General features: G+C 46.5%; 8 protein-coding genes. 5 read left to right on the forward strand and 3 right to left on the reverse strand.

Going from position 1 to position 19,604, the window contains the following annotated elements; genetic code table 11:
• Positions 1-28 precede the first annotated feature (28 nt).
• Positions 29-1,114: an acyltransferase family protein gene (locus P2W83_RS12695; RefSeq protein WP_276134116.1), complete on the forward strand. Its 1,086-nt coding sequence runs from the start codon at positions 29-31 to the stop codon at positions 1,112-1,114.
• A gap of 120 nt (positions 1,115-1,234) precedes the next feature.
• On the forward strand, positions 1,235-1,750 hold the full coding sequence (locus tag P2W83_RS12700) for a hypothetical protein (RefSeq protein ID WP_276134117.1): 516 nt from the start codon (positions 1,235-1,237) through the stop codon (positions 1,748-1,750).
• 25 nt (positions 1,751-1,775) lie between these two features.
• On the opposite strand, the gene P2W83_RS12705 is transcribed toward P2W83_RS12700, so the two are convergent.
• Genes P2W83_RS12705 through P2W83_RS12715 form a run of 3 tightly spaced genes read right to left on the reverse strand, consistent with a single transcriptional unit; the run spans position 1,776 to position 4,378 of the window.
• Positions 1,776-2,795 (reverse strand): MlaD family protein, encoded by a 1,020-nt coding sequence (locus tag P2W83_RS12705; protein ID WP_276134118.1) that lies wholly within the window; start codon positions 2,793-2,795, stop codon positions 1,776-1,778.
• A 5-nt stretch (positions 2,796-2,800) separates the two neighbouring features.
• Positions 2,801-3,577 carry an ABC transporter ATP-binding protein gene (locus P2W83_RS12710; protein ID WP_276134119.1) on the reverse strand — a complete coding sequence of 259 codons (777 nt, stop codon included), beginning with the start codon at positions 3,575-3,577 and terminating at the stop codon, positions 2,801-2,803.
• Entirely contained in the window at positions 3,578-4,378 is an 801-nt protein-coding gene (locus P2W83_RS12715) for an MlaE family ABC transporter permease (RefSeq protein WP_276134120.1), read from the reverse strand.
• Between the two features lie 491 nt (positions 4,379-4,869).
• Between P2W83_RS12715 and P2W83_RS12720 the strand changes: the two genes are divergently transcribed.
• From P2W83_RS12720 to P2W83_RS12730, 3 genes are all read left to right on the forward strand, one after another.
• The gene (locus P2W83_RS12720; protein ID WP_276134121.1) at positions 4,870-5,925 is read left to right on the forward strand and encodes a hypothetical protein; all 1,056 of its coding nucleotides are present in this window, start codon (positions 4,870-4,872) and stop codon (positions 5,923-5,925) included.
• Between the two features lie 110 nt (positions 5,926-6,035).
• Positions 6,036-6,632, forward strand: coding sequence for a hypothetical protein (locus P2W83_RS12725; RefSeq protein ID WP_276134122.1), 597 nt, complete (start codon positions 6,036-6,038; stop codon positions 6,630-6,632).
• A gap of 650 nt (positions 6,633-7,282) precedes the next feature.
• Positions 7,283-19,582, forward strand: a complete 12,300-nt coding sequence (locus P2W83_RS12730) for a T9SS type B sorting domain-containing protein (protein ID WP_276134123.1) — start codon at positions 7,283-7,285, stop codon at positions 19,580-19,582.
• The last annotated feature ends 22 nt before the right edge of the window (positions 19,583-19,604 follow it).

A 19,604-nucleotide genomic window follows, 5' to 3' on the forward strand; every position in this document is an offset into this window, starting at 1 on the left:
GGGATTAAATATTATATTTGACTCATCAATGAACAGGATCGTTTCCATTCAGTTATTACGAGCTATAGCTTGTCTGCTAGTGCTGTTGCTACACATCATGATATTCGTGCCTAACCCGCCCTTTTGGATAGGCGGGAACTTTGGGGTAGACCTTTTCTTTGTTATTTCCGGTTATATAATCGCTAGCTCTATCGATAGATTGCCGCCCCACAAAAGGGCTGCAAATTTTGCTATCAATAGGTTTAGCAGGGTTGTTCCCTATTACTGGCTGATGACGTTGATCTATGCCGGAACCTTCATTGCTGCGGGCGCCTGGTTTAGCTACATGAACCTGTGGCTGTCCCTGGTGTTTTATCCAAAGGAACCCGTAATGCTCATAGGCTGGACACTCAATCATGAAGTATTCTTTTATGCCTTTATCGCCGGGTGTTTACTTCTCACTCGTACTGTTCGCCACTGGTTCAATCTTGTATTATTTGTTTCGGTTATTTTGGTCTGTCGCTCCCTGAATTCAAACATAAACACGATCAAATTTATTGGCGCCTCGGTTAACCTGACATTTGCTTTGGGCTACCTGGCATTTATTACGGAAAGGCACTGGGTCAAATACCTTCAAAGCAAGATCGTTCTTTGGTTAGCCGTGTTGATGCTTGCTGTTACTCTTTTTAACAGCGATGCATATACGATCCCCACGGGCTATCCCAGGGATTTTGTAAACTATGCGCATTCGCTCATACTGCCGCGGTTTTCATGGGGCATCATTGCGGCGTTGTTTTTTACCGTGATACTCGCCCAGGAGAGCCGAATTAAGGCTGGTACTAATAAACTGGTAGTCCGAATAGGGGATACGTCTTATACCATCTACCTTATCCAGGGATTGATGGTTCAATGTTTAGCAAGTTTAACGCCGCTTCCATTGTGGGGAGTGCCAATTGTTTTTGCTGTAGTGGTGCTTGTTTCTTTCAGACTTTATAGAGTTGAAGATTGGCTGGGAAGAACCACGAAAAAGGGGTTGAAAACATTATTGGACAGACCTAAAGATCAAATGCAGCCCGCCCTTTCACATGAGGCCATTGTTCAGGATGCTCCGCAGGGTATCTCGAATAGCCAATAATAAGAGTAGCCAACTGGTAAACGTAGAATGGGGAGTATTTTACAATTGACAAAATAAGCATTAACGTAAGCCCACATCGTTGTTGGTGGAAAACACCAACAACGGCGGGAATTTATTACTATGAATAAAGCAATAGTACCTCGAAACGAAGCTGAATCAACTGAATTGTTTGAATATCTGAAAAAAGTCGATAATCAGGATTTGACGGTTGATGAGCGTACGATTCTTAGGACTGTTTTTGAGAAGACTGAATACGCGGGAATGCGTGAGATCATCGCCAGGATTATGATCGATCTAGAGGATGAAGAGATGTACTCATATTTAATTCGGAAAGTGAAAGCTTGTATACATACTAAGAATGTTGCATTTCTGGTCTATTGCTGCAGCTTTTATGAGTGTTCCGAAGATCTACAATTGTTTATTGACATAATTATTCTTAAGCCGTCGACAGATCGTTGTATCGCTTCAGCCGTAGAAGTTTTTAAGAAGATTGAAAATATCCCTGAGGAAGAACGAATTTATGCGCTTAATAAATTGCTCGCTTACCGAGAAACATTGGAATCATACACCGAGAAATATGAGGACGTTTCGATCGTTATCGATTGGTTAACAGACTTTACTCCAATAGAAAATTAAACCTTTCTTGTAATGTCAGGTATTATCATCTCACACTTGTGCTTCCACAACACTGACAGGTACTGTCAACCGGTTTATTTTTCTGCTGCTGGGCTCTTTTTTTAAAAAATTTTCTGAACAGAAAATTGCTCTGGAGAGCTTCCATGTCTTCATCAAACTTTTTGGTGCCGCATTGTATGTTATTGATCGCCGCCCTGATCTTGTTGGCAGCCCCCTGGTCGTAGAGCAACACTGAGGCCACATTGTTACTGTCTTTCAGGTCGTGGCTCATTTTGTTGAGATTGTCGGTCGTCTCCCTGGCAGTGAGCGATGCTTCCCTGATGTCTGTTGCTGCTGTCTTTAAGTTGTGGTATAGAAATGTGTCTGTTACCAGCTCATTAGCCATCGTTCCTTTGTTGTGTAACCGGGTACTATAATCTGCCAGGTTTGAACTCAGGCGTTGGATGATCACGGATGCATTTTGCAGGTTGGCTGAGGTGGCCTCCAGTTGCCTCGCTATGTTGTCTTCGGTCAATAATTTGCCTGCCGTGCCTTCCCCGGCAACCAGCCGCCTGCTGATCGTTTTGAAATCGCTTGTAATAACGGACAGGTTTTGGTTGCTCTCCTCCAGGGTATTCATCATTTGGCCCCTGCTCAAACCCGTCTCAGTTTGTAAAGTGTCTTTATCAACCACTGTCGGTGTGTTGGGCGTGCCGCCATAAATAACAACGATGGGGTTGCCGATCACCCCGTCGGTACTGATCTTTGCCCTGGCGTCTTTGCTTATGTATCTTCTGGAGTCTTCATCTATTCTCATCTCTACTTTTGCCAGTCCATAGCCTGTAAACTCAATGCGTTTTACCGTTCCTATCTTGATTCCCGACAACCAGATATTGCTTCCTTTAAGTAATCCCTTTACATCGGCAAAGACCGCGCTGACGGTAATGGTTTTCTCAAAGGTGTTTTTTTGTCCGTTCAATACAAAAGCACCGGCGAATAGTATGACAAAGCCAAGCGAAATAAATATTCCGAGAATTACAGACTGTCTGCGATTGGCCGCTCTCATGGTGGTTACTGTATAAAATTGTAGTTATAAAAGCCCCTGATCACTTCATTGTCCGTATCAAAAACCTCGTCGAACTTTCCCTGTCGTTCAAACCGGCCGTCTATCAACATCAATATCTTGTCTCCTGTCTGTTTGGCGCAGGTCATGTCGTGAGTAATGATAATAGAACTTGCTCCGTAGCGCTTCTTCACTTCATTGATCAGGTTGATGATCTCAATACAGGTCAGTGGATCTAATTCGCTTGTAGGCTCATCATACAGAACTATTTCCGGTTTCAGTATCAGCATGCGTGCTATGGCTATCCTTTTTGCTTCGCCGCCCGATAGCTCAGCCGGATATCGGTCTGCCGTGTCAGGCAGCCCAACTGCCTCCAGGGCGTCATTCACACGTTCATCTACCTGTCGCTGGTGCAGATGCGGGACATTCCTTACCAGGGGGAATTCAATATTTTCCCGTACGGTAAGGCTGTCATAAAGAGCGCCATGTTGAAATAAAAAGCCCATCTTCAACCGCATTTCAGCCAGTTCTTTATCGTTGAGTTGCTGTAGTTCCCTACCAAATACTTTTATCATGCCCCGGTCTGCCTTCAAAAGTCCTGCTATGATCTTGATCAAAACTGATTTTCCAACCCCTGAACGACCCATTATCACTGCGTTTTCGCCTTTGTGCAATTCAAGTCCTATTCCATTCAGCACCACACTATCATCAAACGACTTATGCAAGTCCCTGATAGATAGTATTATCTCTTTTTGTTCATCGTCTAGATTGACCTGTGTCTTCATTTAGCGTTGTACATATAGTGGAACAAACAGCTTAACTATTACCATTTCCTCGAGGAATATCAACAACATAGACGTGACTACGGCTGAGTTTGCTGCTTTCCCTACGCCTTCAGTGCCGTTTGTAGTTGTAAGACCCTTATAGCAACCAACAATACCGATGGTAAAACCAAAAACAACAGATCGCAAGATCGAAGAGATGGCCTCGGCATAGCCGATCCTTGCAAAAGCATTATGGATGAAAACGGGAAAGCTGGACTGGTCTTCAGTGAATACATCTGTATAAGAGCCGATCAATCCTATCAATGAACTGTAGAGCATTAAGAGTGGTATCATGAAAGTTGTTGCCAGCACACGCGTCACTACCAGGAACTTAAATGGGTTGACCGCCGAAACCTCCATTGCATCTATTTGTTCCGTCACTTTCATCGAACCCAATTCTGCGCCGATGTGTGAGCCTGATTTCCCCGCGCATATCAACGCAGTTATCAAAGGCGCCAGCGCCTTCATGATAGCCACGCCCGATATGGATGGCAACCACGATGCCGCCCCGAAATCTTCCAGTTCAGGCCGCGAGTGGGCTGTAAAGACTATACCTGTGATAAAAGAAGTTACAGAAATGATAAAGAGCGACTTATAACCCACCTGGTAACACTGGTTTACCAGTTCACGAAACTCGTAGGGTGGGGCAACTGCTTCCCGAAAAAACTTTATAATGAACAGGAATATTTTATGAACATCTGAAAAAAAGCCATCGGCATTCTTAGAAATGACGTGCTTTTTCAATTCTGTTGCGGAGGCCATCTTGGTGGATATTATAAGAACTACAATACAATTTTCTTACCAACAGAGTTTCTTCACACGGAGTGAGACCCAGCTCTTTATCCGTGATGGAAATTGCCGCTTCAGCTGCAGAAATGCAGGTCTTCACTTGTAATGGTTTTTCTATTAGTGCATTATTTTGTATATTTGCTATTAAAAACTATTGCCTGTGAAGGCACACAAATTGTCTGAACCAGAATTCATTGAAGTCACCAATGGCCGGAATTCCAGTAATTTCAAAAATTCTACAAATTCCGGTTCAGACATTTTAAAAGACCCCAATTCGGCAACAACTGAGCGAAGTGAGCTCGTTGCCACCTTTGAAAAAGACCCCAATTCGGCAACAACCGGCAACAAAATGCCCCGGCCAAGGCTTATGGTCAGGCCTTAATGATTGGATAATTATGAAATGTTTGGGCGGCTTTGTACCTTGTCGGCCACACACACAATTCGCTAACTTTTAAACATAAGAGATGAATCGCCAAACAGCAAGTTTTACAAAGTATGTAAGTTACATGCTCCTTTCATTGCTCTGCTTATCGGGCAATGTAGTTCGCGCACAGGAATGCGACGAATACCTGACAAAGATCCTGACCCAGCTGAACGTTACTACTAATTCAAAATACCTGGATGCTTTAGACTTTATCTATTCATCTACCTCGCAACAGCAAGTTGATGAGAGGACTGCGCAAAACGGTGGTATTACCATCCCGGCTTACGCAACCGCAGAGTATGAAGCCAACAGGACCAAAGTGAGGGAGATCAAGAACCGTGTTAAAGCTGACATTCCTCATGAAATAACTAAGGATGAATTCTTTACGCTGTCACAAACCTATACTGTAAACGAAACAGCAATCAAAGCGCTGTCTATGCTGCCTGCTTGTTGGGCAAGCAAAACCAGCATCCCGTACCTGCAACTCACATCAAATACTGAGAACGAAGTTGTCGCTACTCTGTATCTGGCCAACCACATGACACCGGGCGCAGTAACAGCAATTGACGTTGCGCCAACATCAAACCTGAAACAGACCTCAGACGTGCCGGGTAAAGTAAAATTCCAGGCAGTTAAGGCGCTGACATTCAAAAGGGCTGATAAAAACAGGGCTATCGTAAACGTGACCGTAGACGGCATCAAAGTTTACCCACTTCAGATACCTGCAGTTGACGAAGCTGAAACAGTGGTGCAAAGGCATTTTGAAGGAGATTTTAAAGTGTACCTGGGCAGCTACGATGCATTCTTTGATCTACCTGGCGCAAGGCATATTGTTTGGATCCCTAAAGGGCATCGCGCTGATTACTCTTTGACTTTCAGCTTACCCCTCGGCCTGAATGGTGCTGATGTTCAGAAGCTCAAAGTTTACCTGGTACCAACAAAGGGTGGCTTTAGCAGGCAAAAGCTCACTGTTGTAACAGCGGCCGATGGTACATTGACCCTCGAAGGCGACCTGACTACTGCATTCAAGCTGAGCGAAGGCAGGATCCATGTTGAGTACGAAGAAAAGAAACCTGCAGGTGTTGCCAACAGGTAATATCCTTATATAATACATTGAGAAATAAGGGTTTCATGCCACATGGTTTGAAACCCTTTTTCATTGGGTGTATCTTTGCAGAATCCAGGTGTATTCGAATATAATTATCAATGACTAAGCAAACCTCCGAGACGATCTATAACCTGCATGTCCTTATAGGACAAGCGGTAGGTACTTACATGCAATATGCAGACATGCTGCAGAAAAATGCAGATACAGAAGTATTTGGAGGCCTGGTGTCGCAGTTCTCTGCGCTTAAGCTCTGCCAGGTTGTCGATGAAATAAGGAGGCTTAAACAAGACACCAGTGATCGCAAGTTGGGCCAAATGCTTACTGCCCTTGAGCCGGTGACCAATGAGCTGGAGGGTTATTATCAGAGACTTTCACTGGGTAGAGACCTGGCAACCGTGAGCACTAACAGGACAGCGGATGGTCAGTTCGTTTGGGCGTGGAAAGAGCTGCAAGGCAAGGCAGTCAGGTTTGAGGAGCTGAAATACCTGGTTACCCTTGCCCAGGAAGTAGGAGGGTGGTTGTGGGAATATTATAAACCAGTATTGGATAGTTACTATGAGATAGAGGAACAAGAGGCAGCGAAGCTAAGGGAGGAATTATCTTATTGGCCTGCGGGCGCCAAAGAGCTAATGCTTGAACACCTAAAAGCCGTGATCATGGAAGCTCGCCAAAGAGAAGAGTATCTCAAAAGTTAGTAGCCTTTTGAGTGATGATATTATTGCCGGGTACCCAGTGTCCGGCATTTTTTATCCACAAATTGGGTCCATTTTGTGCAAAAAATCCGTCTTTAATCATTTTTTAATGTAGAATTAATATTGATTTTTTGACAACTTACATAATCACGAAAATCTAATACTGGCGCAGATTCTACTATGTTTTTATATGTAGTTGTCATGATCTAATGGAGCAATAATGGGTAATTAATTGTTACATAATATTGCATATTTAGAATGAACTTGTTAGTTTCACCATCAGGTACGTAACTTTGCGTACTTCATATATAAGAGAGACTCACATGCAACAGAACATTTTTACCTGGCAAGCCTTGCCGCCAATTAAGGCATGCCAGCACATCAACAGCGCTAGAAGCGCAATTTCATTTAGAATTTTTACGGAGCAACTAGGCTGATCTAATAGATCATGGCTTTGATAGGGGATAAAGTTGCGTCATTATATATAGTATATTTTATATAAGGAATCGGTTTTCTAAGGGATTTATTTTATAAATAAAATAATATAAAGGGATAAGTTTTTAATCCTGAGGGAGTTGTGCTTTCTATGAAAGAAAGCAATTAGGTGTCCAATGACCCGGTAACACCGCCTCTCTCGCTAAAAACAAGCCACTATGAGAGAGAAATTTACACTTTTGGCGGTAGTGTTATTGGCCTTTCTATCTAATGTGCATGCACAAACAGTGTCGTGCCCGCCAAACATTGGGTTTGAAAATGGGAATTTCACAAACTGGCAATTGTTTACAGGCACTTGCTGTCCTATTGTAGCCAATAACCTTACAGGCGCACTTGCCAACAGGCACGTATTGACCAGCGGCAGTGCTGTTGATCCATATGGTGGCTTTACTGTTGTAGCACCGAGCAGCGGTGTTTATTCATTGAAACTCGGTAACTCAAATACAGGGTCTCAGGCAGAACGTGCGCGATACTATGTGCATGTACCTAACAATGTCAATAATTACAGCATCATATTCCGTTACGCAGTTGTGTTTGAGAATCCAAACCACACCGCGGCGGAACAACCTCGTTTTGAAGTAAGAGCTTACGATTCAACTTCAAATAACGCCATCCTTCCATGCAGCCAGTTCTCTTATGTTGCCACAGCTAGCTTGCCGGGGTTTACTCTATCAAGTGTTGGGAAGGACGTATGGTATAAAGGCTGGACGACGTCCAGCATTGACTTGTCTGATTATGGTGGTAAAACTATTGCCGTAGACTTTGCCAGTGGAGATTGCGATAATGGCGGCCACTTTGGTTATGGTTATGTTGATCTGACTTGCGGTCTGTTCGCAACCAGCACAACAGTCTGTAACTCCAATTCTACTTTCAATATCACAGGTCCTTATGGTTTTCAGAAATACGAATGGCGCGATTCTGCACTCACTACAATAATAGATACGAATCAGACAGGCACAATACCTACTCCGCCAACATCAAGACAGTACGCATTGATCGTAACTCCGTTTGCAGGCTTCGGATGTCCTGATACTATCTATACAACGGTTACTGTATCTAAAGTTGTTGCAACGATCAATAACAGCGACACAACGATTTGCAACGGAACTACATTACAACTCAACACCACAAATTCTGTAGCGCCTGGCCCTATCACTTATAGTTGGGCACCTGCAGCAGGACTTAGTTGCACTACGTGTGCAAATCCTGTTGTCACGCTTCCGGTAAATACAAAATACGTTGTAACGGGAACCAACGCAGACAATTGCACCTGGAAAGACACTGTTTCGATAAGATCCAGCAATCCTACAGTGACTACCACTCCGCAAAATGCAACCTACTATGGTGCTGTTAATGGTGGTGCCACAGCTACTGCGGGAAATGGTATTTTGCCGTTTACCTACAGCTGGAATACAACCCCTGTAAAAACAACGGCCGCCATAACCGGTCTCGCTGCGGGAACATACACTGTGACCATTACCGATTCTTTGAATTGCGTTAAATCAGCAGCGGTTACGGTTACTCAACCGCCGCCACTAGTTGTTTCTTTTACGCAAACGAATGTTAGCTGTTATAATGGTAACAATGGCTCCGCTACGGCAACTGCAAGCGGAGGCGTTCCTCCGTATACTTATAGCTGGAATACAACTCCGGTAAAAACAACTACTACAATAACTGGTTTGACTGCCGGTATCTATAAAGTCACTGTTACAGATGCCAACAGTTATTCGATAGTAGACAGTGTAACAATTACCCAGCCCCTGGCTTTAGCGGGCAACGTTAGCAAAACAAACATCAGCTGCTTTGGTGGCAGCAATGGTACTGCCACAGCTAACCCAAGCGGAGGTACATCGCCGTATACCTATTCATGGAATACCACGCCCGTTAAAACAACGCAAAGCATTACCGGCCTTGTTCCCGGTACTTACAAGGTTACGATAACTGATGCCAACAGCTGTACTCGTCTGGATTCGGTGATCATTACACAGCCTACGAAGATTACCACTAATATGAACAGTTCTAACAACAACTGTAATAATAATGGTAATGGTGTTGCCGGTGTTACCGCCAACGGAGGTACACCACCTTACACCTATGCGTGGAATACAACCCCGGTAAAAACGAATGCGAATATCAATGGCCTGCTGCCAGGCTGGTATACTGTTGTTGTTACAGATGCCAATGGTTGTACTGCAGTAGACTCTGCTCCTGTGGCACAACCACCTAACATGCAGTTGACGACAAGTCAAACAAATGTAAAGTGTAAAGGTGGAAGCGATGGTACCGCTACGGTTGTAGCAGGCAAGTCTGGTAACTACACATATTCCTGGAGTTCAACGCCTGTTCAAACAACTACTACAGCTACGGGTCTGCCAGTCGGCAAATACGTGATCACAGTAGAAGATAACAATGGCTGTAAGAACAAAGATTCGGTGATCATTACCGAGCCGGCAACTCTGTTTGTAATAAATGCCTCGAAAACGGATGTATTATGTTATGGTACCAGTACAGGTACAGCCACGGTTGTTGGATCCGGAGGTAATACGCCTTATGTCTACAGTTGGAACACCACTCCGGTTAAGACAACGGCTACAGCAACAAATCTTGCTGCAGGTTCATATACCATAACGGCTACCGATTCTAACGGTTGTGTTAAGACAGCTTCAGTAACGATTTCGCAACCCACTGTGTTAAGCGCTAGTGCGGTAAAGACAGATGCAAGTTGTTTTGGAGGAAGCAATGGTACAGCAACAGTTACAGCTGCAGGCGGTACTGCTCCGTATACATATAGCTGGAACAGTAGTCCTGTACAAACCACAGCAACTGCTACAGGTCTACCTGCTGGCAATTATACTGTTACTGTAACAGATGCCAACAACTGTACTACAACAGCTAGCGTTACCATCGGGCAGCCAACGCAATTGACTGCTTCGGTTGTAAATACAAATGTGAGCTGTTACGGTGGCAGCAACGGTGCCGCAATAGTAACAGCGGGCGGCGGTACTACACCTTATTCATATAGCTGGAACAGTACACCGGTACAAACTTCAGCGGTAGCTATTAACCTGCCAGCTGGCACTTACACAGTCACAGTTACCGATTTTAAAGGTTGTACTAAAACAGGTACAGCAACAATTACCCAACCTGCTCAGCTCACTGCCAGCGCAAGCAAAACAGATGTAAGCTGCTTTAACGGTAGCAATGGTACGGCAACGGCTACTCCTACTGGAGGTACCGCGCCATACACTTATAGCTGGAACACAACACCGGTAAAAACAACCGCTACTATAACTGGCCTGACTGCCGGCTCTTATACGGCTACTGTTACGGACTTCAATGGTTGCGTGACAACAGTGAATGCAACCATTACTCAACCAACACAGCTTACTGCGACTACTGCCAAAACAGATGTAAGTTGCTATAGCGGTGCCAATGGTACTGCAACTGTTACTCCTGTAGGTGGCACATCGCCATATACATACAGTTGGAATACCACACCTGTACAAACAACCGCTACTGCAACGGCATTGGCGGCGGGTACATATACCGCGACGGTAACAGATGCACTGGGATGTATCACCACAGCCAACGCTACGGTTACTCAGCCAACATTGTTGACTGCTTCTGCAACCAATACCAATGTAAGTTGTAATGGTGGTAGCAATGGTACGGCAACAGTAACTCCGGCAGGTGGCACGTCACCATATACTTATAGCTGGAATACTACACCTACGCAAATTTCTGCAACGGCAACTGGTCTTACTGCGGGTACCTACACTGCAACAGTGACCGATGCCAAGGGTTGTATTTCTACGGCTAATGCAACAATAACACAACCTGCAGTTTTAACTGTATCTGCTACTAATACCAATGTAAGCTGTAACGGCGGCGCTAATGGTACAGCAACCGCAACTCCGGCTGGAGGTACTACGCCTTACTCTTATAGTTGGAGTACTGCGCCTGCGCAGACTACTGCTACTGCAACCGGTCTTGCTGCTGGCACATACACCGTTACAGTTACCGACTCGAAAAGTTGCGTTGCTACAACCACTGCAACGATCACGCAGCCTACCGTATTATCTGCAACAGCAACCAATACTAATGTAAACTGTAATGGCGGCGCCAATGGCACAGCAACAGTTACACCAGCAGGAGGCACTACACCTTATACCTACAGCTGGAATACTACACCTGCTCAAACTGCAGCTATCGCTACCAGCCTGTCTGCTGGTACGTACACGGCTACCGTTACCGATGCCAAGGGTTGTACTACGACCGCTTCAGCAACGGTGACACAACCTGCTGTGCTGACTGTATCAGCAACAAATACCAATGTGAGCTGCTTCGGTGGCAATAATGGTACCGCTACAGCAACAGTTGGCGGTGGTACTACACCTTATGCTTATAACTGGAACAGTGCTCCGGTACAAACTACGTCTACGGCTAATAATTTGCCTGCCGGTACTTATACTGTTACGATCACCGATGCGAAAAACTGCGTGGCCACCACAACTGCCACTGTTACCCAACCAACGGTGCTGAATGCAACAGCGACTAATACCAGTGTAAATTGTAATGGCGGCAGCAATGGTACGGCTACAGTAGTACCAACAGGCGGTACTGCTCCATATACCTATAGCTGGAACAGCAGCCCGGTACAGACGACGGCGACAGCAACCAACCTGCCTGCAGGTACCTATACAGCTACAGTAACAGATGCCCTGGGATGTATCAAGACCGTGAATACCACTATTACACAGCCACTGGTGTTAACTGCATCTGCAACTAACACCAACGTAAACTGTAATGGCGGATCGAATGGTACTGCTACGGCTGTCCCCGTGGGCGGCACTACGCCATATAGCTATAGCTGGAACACAACACCTGCTCAAACGACAATAACGGCAACTAGTCTGGCTGCTGGTACATATACTGTTACCATTACTGATGCTAAGGGCTGTACAACAACAGCCAATGCTACGGTAACACAACCGTCGACATTAACTGCAACGGCTACCAATACCAATGTAAACTGTAATGGCGGCAGCAATGGTACTGCAACCGTAACTCCGGCTGGTGGTACTACGGCTTATACTTACAGTTGGAATACAACCCCCGCTCAAACAACTGCGATTGCAACGAACCTGCCTGCAGGTACCTATACGGCTACTGTTACCGATGCTAAAGGTTGTATAACTACCGCATCGGCTACAGTGACGCAGCCTGCCGTACTCACCGTTTCGGCTACTAACACCAATGTGAGCTGTAATGGCGGATCTAATGGCACAGCCACTGCTACGGTAGCTGGCGGAACCACACCATACACATATAGCTGGAACAGTACGCCTGTTCAAACAACTACTACTGCCAATAACCTGACAGCAGGCGTATATACTGTTACCATTACTGATGCTAAGAATTGCGTTGCTACAACCACTGCAACCATTACACAGCCAACGGTATTGACTGCAGCAACAACCAATACCAGCGTAAGCTGTAATGCCGGAACAAATGGTACGGCAACGGTTACGCCAACTGGCGGTACTGCTCCGTATACTTATAGCTGGAATACAACTCCAACTCAGACAAACGCGACAGCAACTTCTCTTGCTGCTGGTACATACACAGCTACTGTGACTGATGCTAAAGGTTGTATCACAACCGCGAATGCGACGATCACACAGCCAACATCACTGACGGTTTCGGTTGTTAATACAAATGTGAGCTGTAACGGCGGTAGCGATGGCGCGATAATAGCAACAGCTGGTGGTGGTACTACACCGTACTCATACAGCTGGAATAGTACGCCTGTACAAACAACGGCGGTAGCAGTCAATTTGCCTGCTGGTAACTATACGATCACCGTCACCGATTTTAAAGGTTGCATAAAAACAGCCAGCGCAACAGTTACGCAGCCTACGCAGCTCACTGCCACAACAAGCAAAACAGATGTAAGCTGCTATAACGGAAGTAATGGTACGGCAACCGTTGCTCCTACCGGAGGCACCGCACCATATACTTATAGCTGGAATACTACACCGGCACAAACCACAGCTACCGCTACTAATCTGCCTGCGGGTACTTATACGGCAACAGTTACAGACTCGAAAGGTTGTACGACTACAGCCAGCGCTACTGTGACTCAGCCTACACAACTGACGGCTACTGCTACTAAAACCAACGTAAGCTGTTACGCGGGTACAAATGGTACAGCTACGGTGACTGCTGCAGGCGGCACAACACCATATACCTATAGCTGGAATACTACTCCGATAAAAACAACAGCCGCAGTGACGGGTCTGGCTGCCGGTAGCTATACTGTTACTGTAACCGATAACCTGGGATGTATTACGACAACGAGTGTTACTATTACACAACCCGCAGTGCTCAGTGTATCGGCCACCAATACCAATGTAAGCTGTAATGGCGGATCAAATGGTACGGCAACTGCGACACCAACGGGCGGCACAACTCCTTACACGTATAGCTGGAGTACTACACCAACGCAAACAACCGCTACGGCCACAGGCCTGGCTGCGGGGACCTATACGATCACAGTTACCGACTCGCAAAATTGCGTTGCGACCACTATTGCAACTGTTACACAGCCAACTGTGCTTACTGCAACTGCATCTAAAACAAATGTGAGCTGCTTCAATGGCAGCAACGGCACTGCCACGGTTACGCCGGCAGGTGGTACTACACCGTATACTTATAGTTGGAATACAACACCAGTTCAAGCTACAGCACTGGCAACAAACTTGCCTGCCGGTACCTACACTGCCACAGTGACCGACGCGAAAGGCTGTGTCACGACAGCATCGGCTACGGTTACAGAGCCTACACAGCTTGCTGCTAGTGCTACGAAGACAGACGTAAGCTGCTTTAACGGAACTAACGGTTCTGCTGCTGTTACAGCTTCTGGCGGTACAACTCCCTATACGTACAGCTGGAATACAACGCCAATAAAAACCACTGCCATCGCCAGCAACCTGGCTGCAGGTACGTATACAGCAACTGTAACGGACGCTCTGGGTTGTACTACGACAGTAACCACTACGGTAATACAACCGACTTTGCTGACAGCATCTGCAACTAACACGAATGTTAGCTGTAGCGGTGGTAGTAATGGTACGGCTACTGTGACACCATCGGGTGGTACTGCTCCATACACTTACAGCTGGAACACTACTCCGGTTCAAACCACTGCAACCGCCACTAACCTGGCCGCTGCTGGCACTTACGTAGCAACCGTTACGGATGCCCTGGGTTGTATCACCACTGCAACGGTTACTGTAACACAACCAACGCCACTTGCTGCCAGCGCTGTGAAAACAGACGTGAGCTGCTTTAGTGGTAGCAATGGTACTACAACTGTAACCGGATCGGGTGGTACGCCTCCATATTCTTATAACTGGAATACAACGCCTGTTCAAAATACTGCAATTGCTACAGGCTTGACAGCTGGTACTTATACAGCAACGGTTACAGACAATATGGGATGTACCGCCACTGCAACAATAACAGTAAGCCAACCAACCTTGTTGACGGCATCGGCTACTAATACAATTGTAAGCTGTAATAGCGGCAGCAATGGTACCGCAACGGTAACAGGTGCTGGTGGTACTACGCCATATACTTATAGCTGGAACACAACACCGGTACAGACAACAGCAACCGCAACTGGTTTGATCGCAGGAACATATACGGCAACGGTTACCGATGCCCTCGGATGTTCGACTACTGCAACTACCACAGTTTCGGAACCAGCAGTGTTGAACGTATCTGCTACCAATACAAATGTGAGCTGTTATGGTGGCAGCAATGCCTCTGCTACAGCAACAGTGACAGGTGGTACAACGCCATATAGCTATAGCTGGAATAGTACTCCTGGCCAGTCAGCCTCAACTGCTACAAACCTACCGGCTGGTAATTTCATAGTGACAGTAACTGATAGTAAAGGTTGTGTTGACAAAGACACAGTTACTATTACTCAACCAACGGCTCTTACCGCTTCTGCGACCAATACTAATGTTTCTTGTAATGGTTTATCTGATGGTACGGTTACGCTGACAGTGGGTGGGGGAGAAACACCGTACACTTACCTGTGGAATGGTAATTCTTCCTGGACAACAAAAGATCTCAACTCTGTGCCAGCAGGAACTTATACTGTTCTCGTGACAGACAGCAACGGATGTACGATCACTGCTTCTGCAACAGTAACTCAGCCAGCAGTGCTGACCGTGGCGACAACCAAATCTGATGTTCTCTGCTTTGCAGGAAACACAGGTTCGACCAATGCTGTGGCAACCGGTGGTACAGCTCCTTATAGCTACGCATGGAATACTACTCCTGTGCAGAATACCGCAAACGCGACAGGCCTTACTGCCGGCACCTATACAGTGACTGTTACCGACGATCATGGTTGCGTAACTACTAAGTCTATTACAGTAGGAGAGCCTACCGCGCTTGTAACTGCGAGCACGCAGGTGGATGTGAGCTGTAACGGTGGTAGCGATGGAGCCGCTGTGATATTTGTGAACGGTGGTAGCACACCGTACAGCTACAGCTGGAACACAACTCCCGTAAAGACTACACAGATCATCTATACGCTTGTAGCAGGTACATATGTATCGACCATAACCGATGCTCACGGCTGTAAGAAGATAGATACGATCGTTATTACACAGCCGGCACCGCTGCCTGCAATGGCTTCCAGCACAAATGTAAGCTGCTTTGGCGGCAACAATGGTACAGCGTCAGTAGTTGCCAGTGGCGGTACACTTCCGTACAACTATAGCTGGAACAGCACGCCTGTAAAAACAACTGCGAATGTATCCGGACTTACTGCCGGCACTTATACGGCTACCGTAACTGATGCTAAAGGCTGTATCAGCACAGCAACTGTGACAGTTACTCAGCCTAATTTGCTGGTGGCGACTGCTACTAAAACCAATGCAAGTTGTAATGGCTTTACCAATGGTTCGGCTACAGTGACCGTGACAGGTGGTACTACTCCTTACGTATATAGCTGGAACACCACGCCAGTGCAGACTACGACCACTGCTTCAAATCTTGGTGCAGGCACTTATACATTAACCGTTACCGACTCACAAAATTGCGTAGCGACCACAACTGCTACTGTTACCGAGCCAACGCCGCTGACTGCTGCGATCGCGAAAACTGATGTTAGCTGTTACCAGGGCAATAACGGTGTGGCTACTGTCACCGCGGCCGGTGGTACAGCACCTTATAACTATAGCTGGAACACAACTCCTGTTCAGTCTACAGCAACCGCTAATGGTCTGATTGCAGGTAACTATACCGCGACGGTTACAGATGCACAAGGTTGTATTACTTCAGTAAGTGTAACCATCACAGAGCCGCAGTTGCTGGTAGCCACCGCTACCAATACTAATGTAAGCTGTCATGGAGGAACTAATGGTACCGCACTGGTGGCCACTACCGGTGGTACTACTCCTTATAGCTACAGCTGGAATACCACTCCTGTAAAAACGACCGCGTTGGCCACTAACCTGGCTGCGGGTAAATATACAGCAACAGTTACCGATGCCAAAGGCTGTACTGATACAGCAACAGTTACTGTAACTGAACCTGCCGTGTTAAGTGTGACTACAGTGAAGACCAATGTAAGCTGTTTCAATGGCACAAATGGAACGGCCACGGCAACAGCTACAGGTGGCACCACGCCTTATTCATATAGCTGGAGTTCAAGCCCTGTACAAACTTCGGCCGGCGCTACAGGCTTGCCAGCCGGTACATATACTATTACTGTTACCGATGCCAACAATTGCGTAGCAACTGCTACTGCCATAATTACTCAGCCAACTCAGCTGACTGCTTCTGTTTCCAAAACAGACGTGAGCTGTTTTACTGGTAGCGATGGTACCGCAACTGTGACAGCAGGCGGTGGTACAGTTCCGTATACTTATAGCTGGAATACCACACCGGTTCAAACAACAACAACCGCCACTGGTTTAATAGCCGGTGTTTATACTGCTACTGTTACTGATGCGCAGGGTTGCGCCGCGACCGCAACTATTACGGTTACGCAGCCACCATTGCTCACTGCATCTGCAACGCATAATAACGTGAGCTGCTTCGGCGGCAACAATGGTACAGCTGCAGTTATTGCTGGCGGCGGTACTACACCTTATAGCTACAGCTGGAGTACAACACCGGTAAAGACCACGGCGATCGCCACTGGTCTGGTAGCAGGTGGTTATTCAATCACGGTGACGGATGCTAAGGGCTGTAAAGCCAAGGACACCGTAACCATAACGCAACCCCCTGCGCTGGTTGTATCCACTGCAAAATCAGACGTAAGCTGTTTTGGTGGAACAAATGGTGTTGCAACAGTTACAGCAACAGGTGGCGCAACGCCTTATACCTATAGCTGGAATTCAACACCAGTTCAGACTACAACCATGGCGACAGGCCTGGCAGCGGGTACTTATATAGTTACCGTTGCTGATGCAAACAATTGCGTAACCACCGCTACGGCTATAATAACCCAGCCTACCCAGCTTACAGCAACGGCTACAGCCAAAAACGTGAGCTGCTTCGGCCTCACTGATGCCTATGCGATCGTTGTAGGAGCGGGTGGTACTGCACCATATATCTATTCGTGGAATACAACACCCGTACAGATAAACGATACCGCCTTTAACCTGGCAGCGGGTACCTACCAAGCAACCGTGTCAGACTATTTAAGTTGTACCACGGTTGTCAGCGTTACCATCACGCAGCCTACGCAACTGGCACATACTATGGTGAAAACCGATGTGAGCTGCTTCGGCGGTAGCAATGGTACTGCTACAGTGACCCTGACCGGCGGCACAACGCCATATTCCTACAGCTGGAATACTAGTCCTGTGCAGACAACACCTAAGGCTTCCAACCTGATCATCGGTACCTATAAGGTGCAGCTGAAAGATGCTAATAATTGCCAGGACTCAGCATCGGTTGTTATCAACGAACCACCACTGCTTACGGCTACTACATCAAAAATAGACGAGCTCTGTTATAATGGTACTACTGCATTTGCCGTGGTGTATCCTGCGGGCGGTACACCTCCGTATGCTTACAACTGGAACGTAACACCGATCCAAACTACAGATACTGCGAAAAATCTCGCAGCGGGCGCTTACCAGGTGGCTGTGATAGATGCACATGGTTGTATAGTTACTGCTATCACTGATACGATCAAACAACCAAGGGCACTGTGGACGAAAATGACAGCAGATAAGATGACATGTTCTGGCGATAACAGTGGTTGGGCGACGGTTTACCCCAATGGCGGTATATACCCATATACCGTTCAATGGCATACTAACCCGGTACAAACAACATTTAAAGCCACTAAGCTTTCTGCAGGCATGCAATATGTTACGGTGACAGACAGCAATGGTTGCCAGATATCGGACAGCATTTCTATAGGAGAGTTCGTGTCGCCTGTTGTAACAACTGGCCCGGATGCAACGGTGTGTTTGGGTGATACAACTACTATTACTGCCAATGGTGCTAAAAAGTACTGGTGGTCACCGGGGCTTGGATTGTCTTGTACTTCATGCCAGTCGCCAGTGGCCAACCCGATTATTACAACCCAATATCGGGTAGTGGGAACTGATAGCAACCAGTGTACAGACACTACGTTCATAAATGTGGGAGTAATACAACATGCCGAGGTATCGGTTGGTTCGCCTATTGTTGACGTATGTATAGGTGACTCTGTAAGACTTAGTGCCCATGGTGGTGTTGCCTACAACTGGTATCCATCAACATCAGTTTCGGACAGTACGTTATCTAATCCAAGATCATATACCGACACGCCTACAGTGTACACGGTGGTGATCACAGAGAACGAATGTTTTAAAGACACCTTGACGCAGGCTGTAGTGCTCCATGAACGTCCAACGATCGATCTTGGCGCTGATACCCGCGGTATGCCTGGGGCGACTATACGCCTGGAGGCGAAAACGACCAATACGAACAGGATCAAGTGGGAGCCTGAAGTCGGCCTGGATTGCTATTTCTGTCATGATCCTGTGGCTACCCTTTCAAAATCTATTACCTATGTAGCGACAGCTATTTCCAGCGTCTGCGAAGTGAAAGACTCGATCAACATTCACGTAGGTTGCGACGAAGGATTGTTCTACATGCCTAATACGTTCACGCCAAACAATGATGGACAGAACGATCGCTTCTGGCCGATAGCAGTGGGTGTGAACAAGGTGGACAAATTCATGATATATAGCCGTTGGGGCGAGCTGGTATTCCAGGCGTACAACATCCCGACCAACGATCCTGCTTTTGGCTGGGATGGCCGTCACAAGCAAATGGATGTACAGCCGGATGCTTTCATCTACTACATGGAGACGAAGTGTGGCAACGGCGAGACCATATTTATTAAAGGTGACGTATCAGTTGTTCGATAAAAAATAATTTGACCCAAAAACA

This window comes from Polluticoccus soli, from assembly GCF_029269745.1.
Taxonomy (GTDB): Bacteria; Bacteroidota; Bacteroidia; order Chitinophagales; family Chitinophagaceae; genus Polluticoccus; species Polluticoccus soli.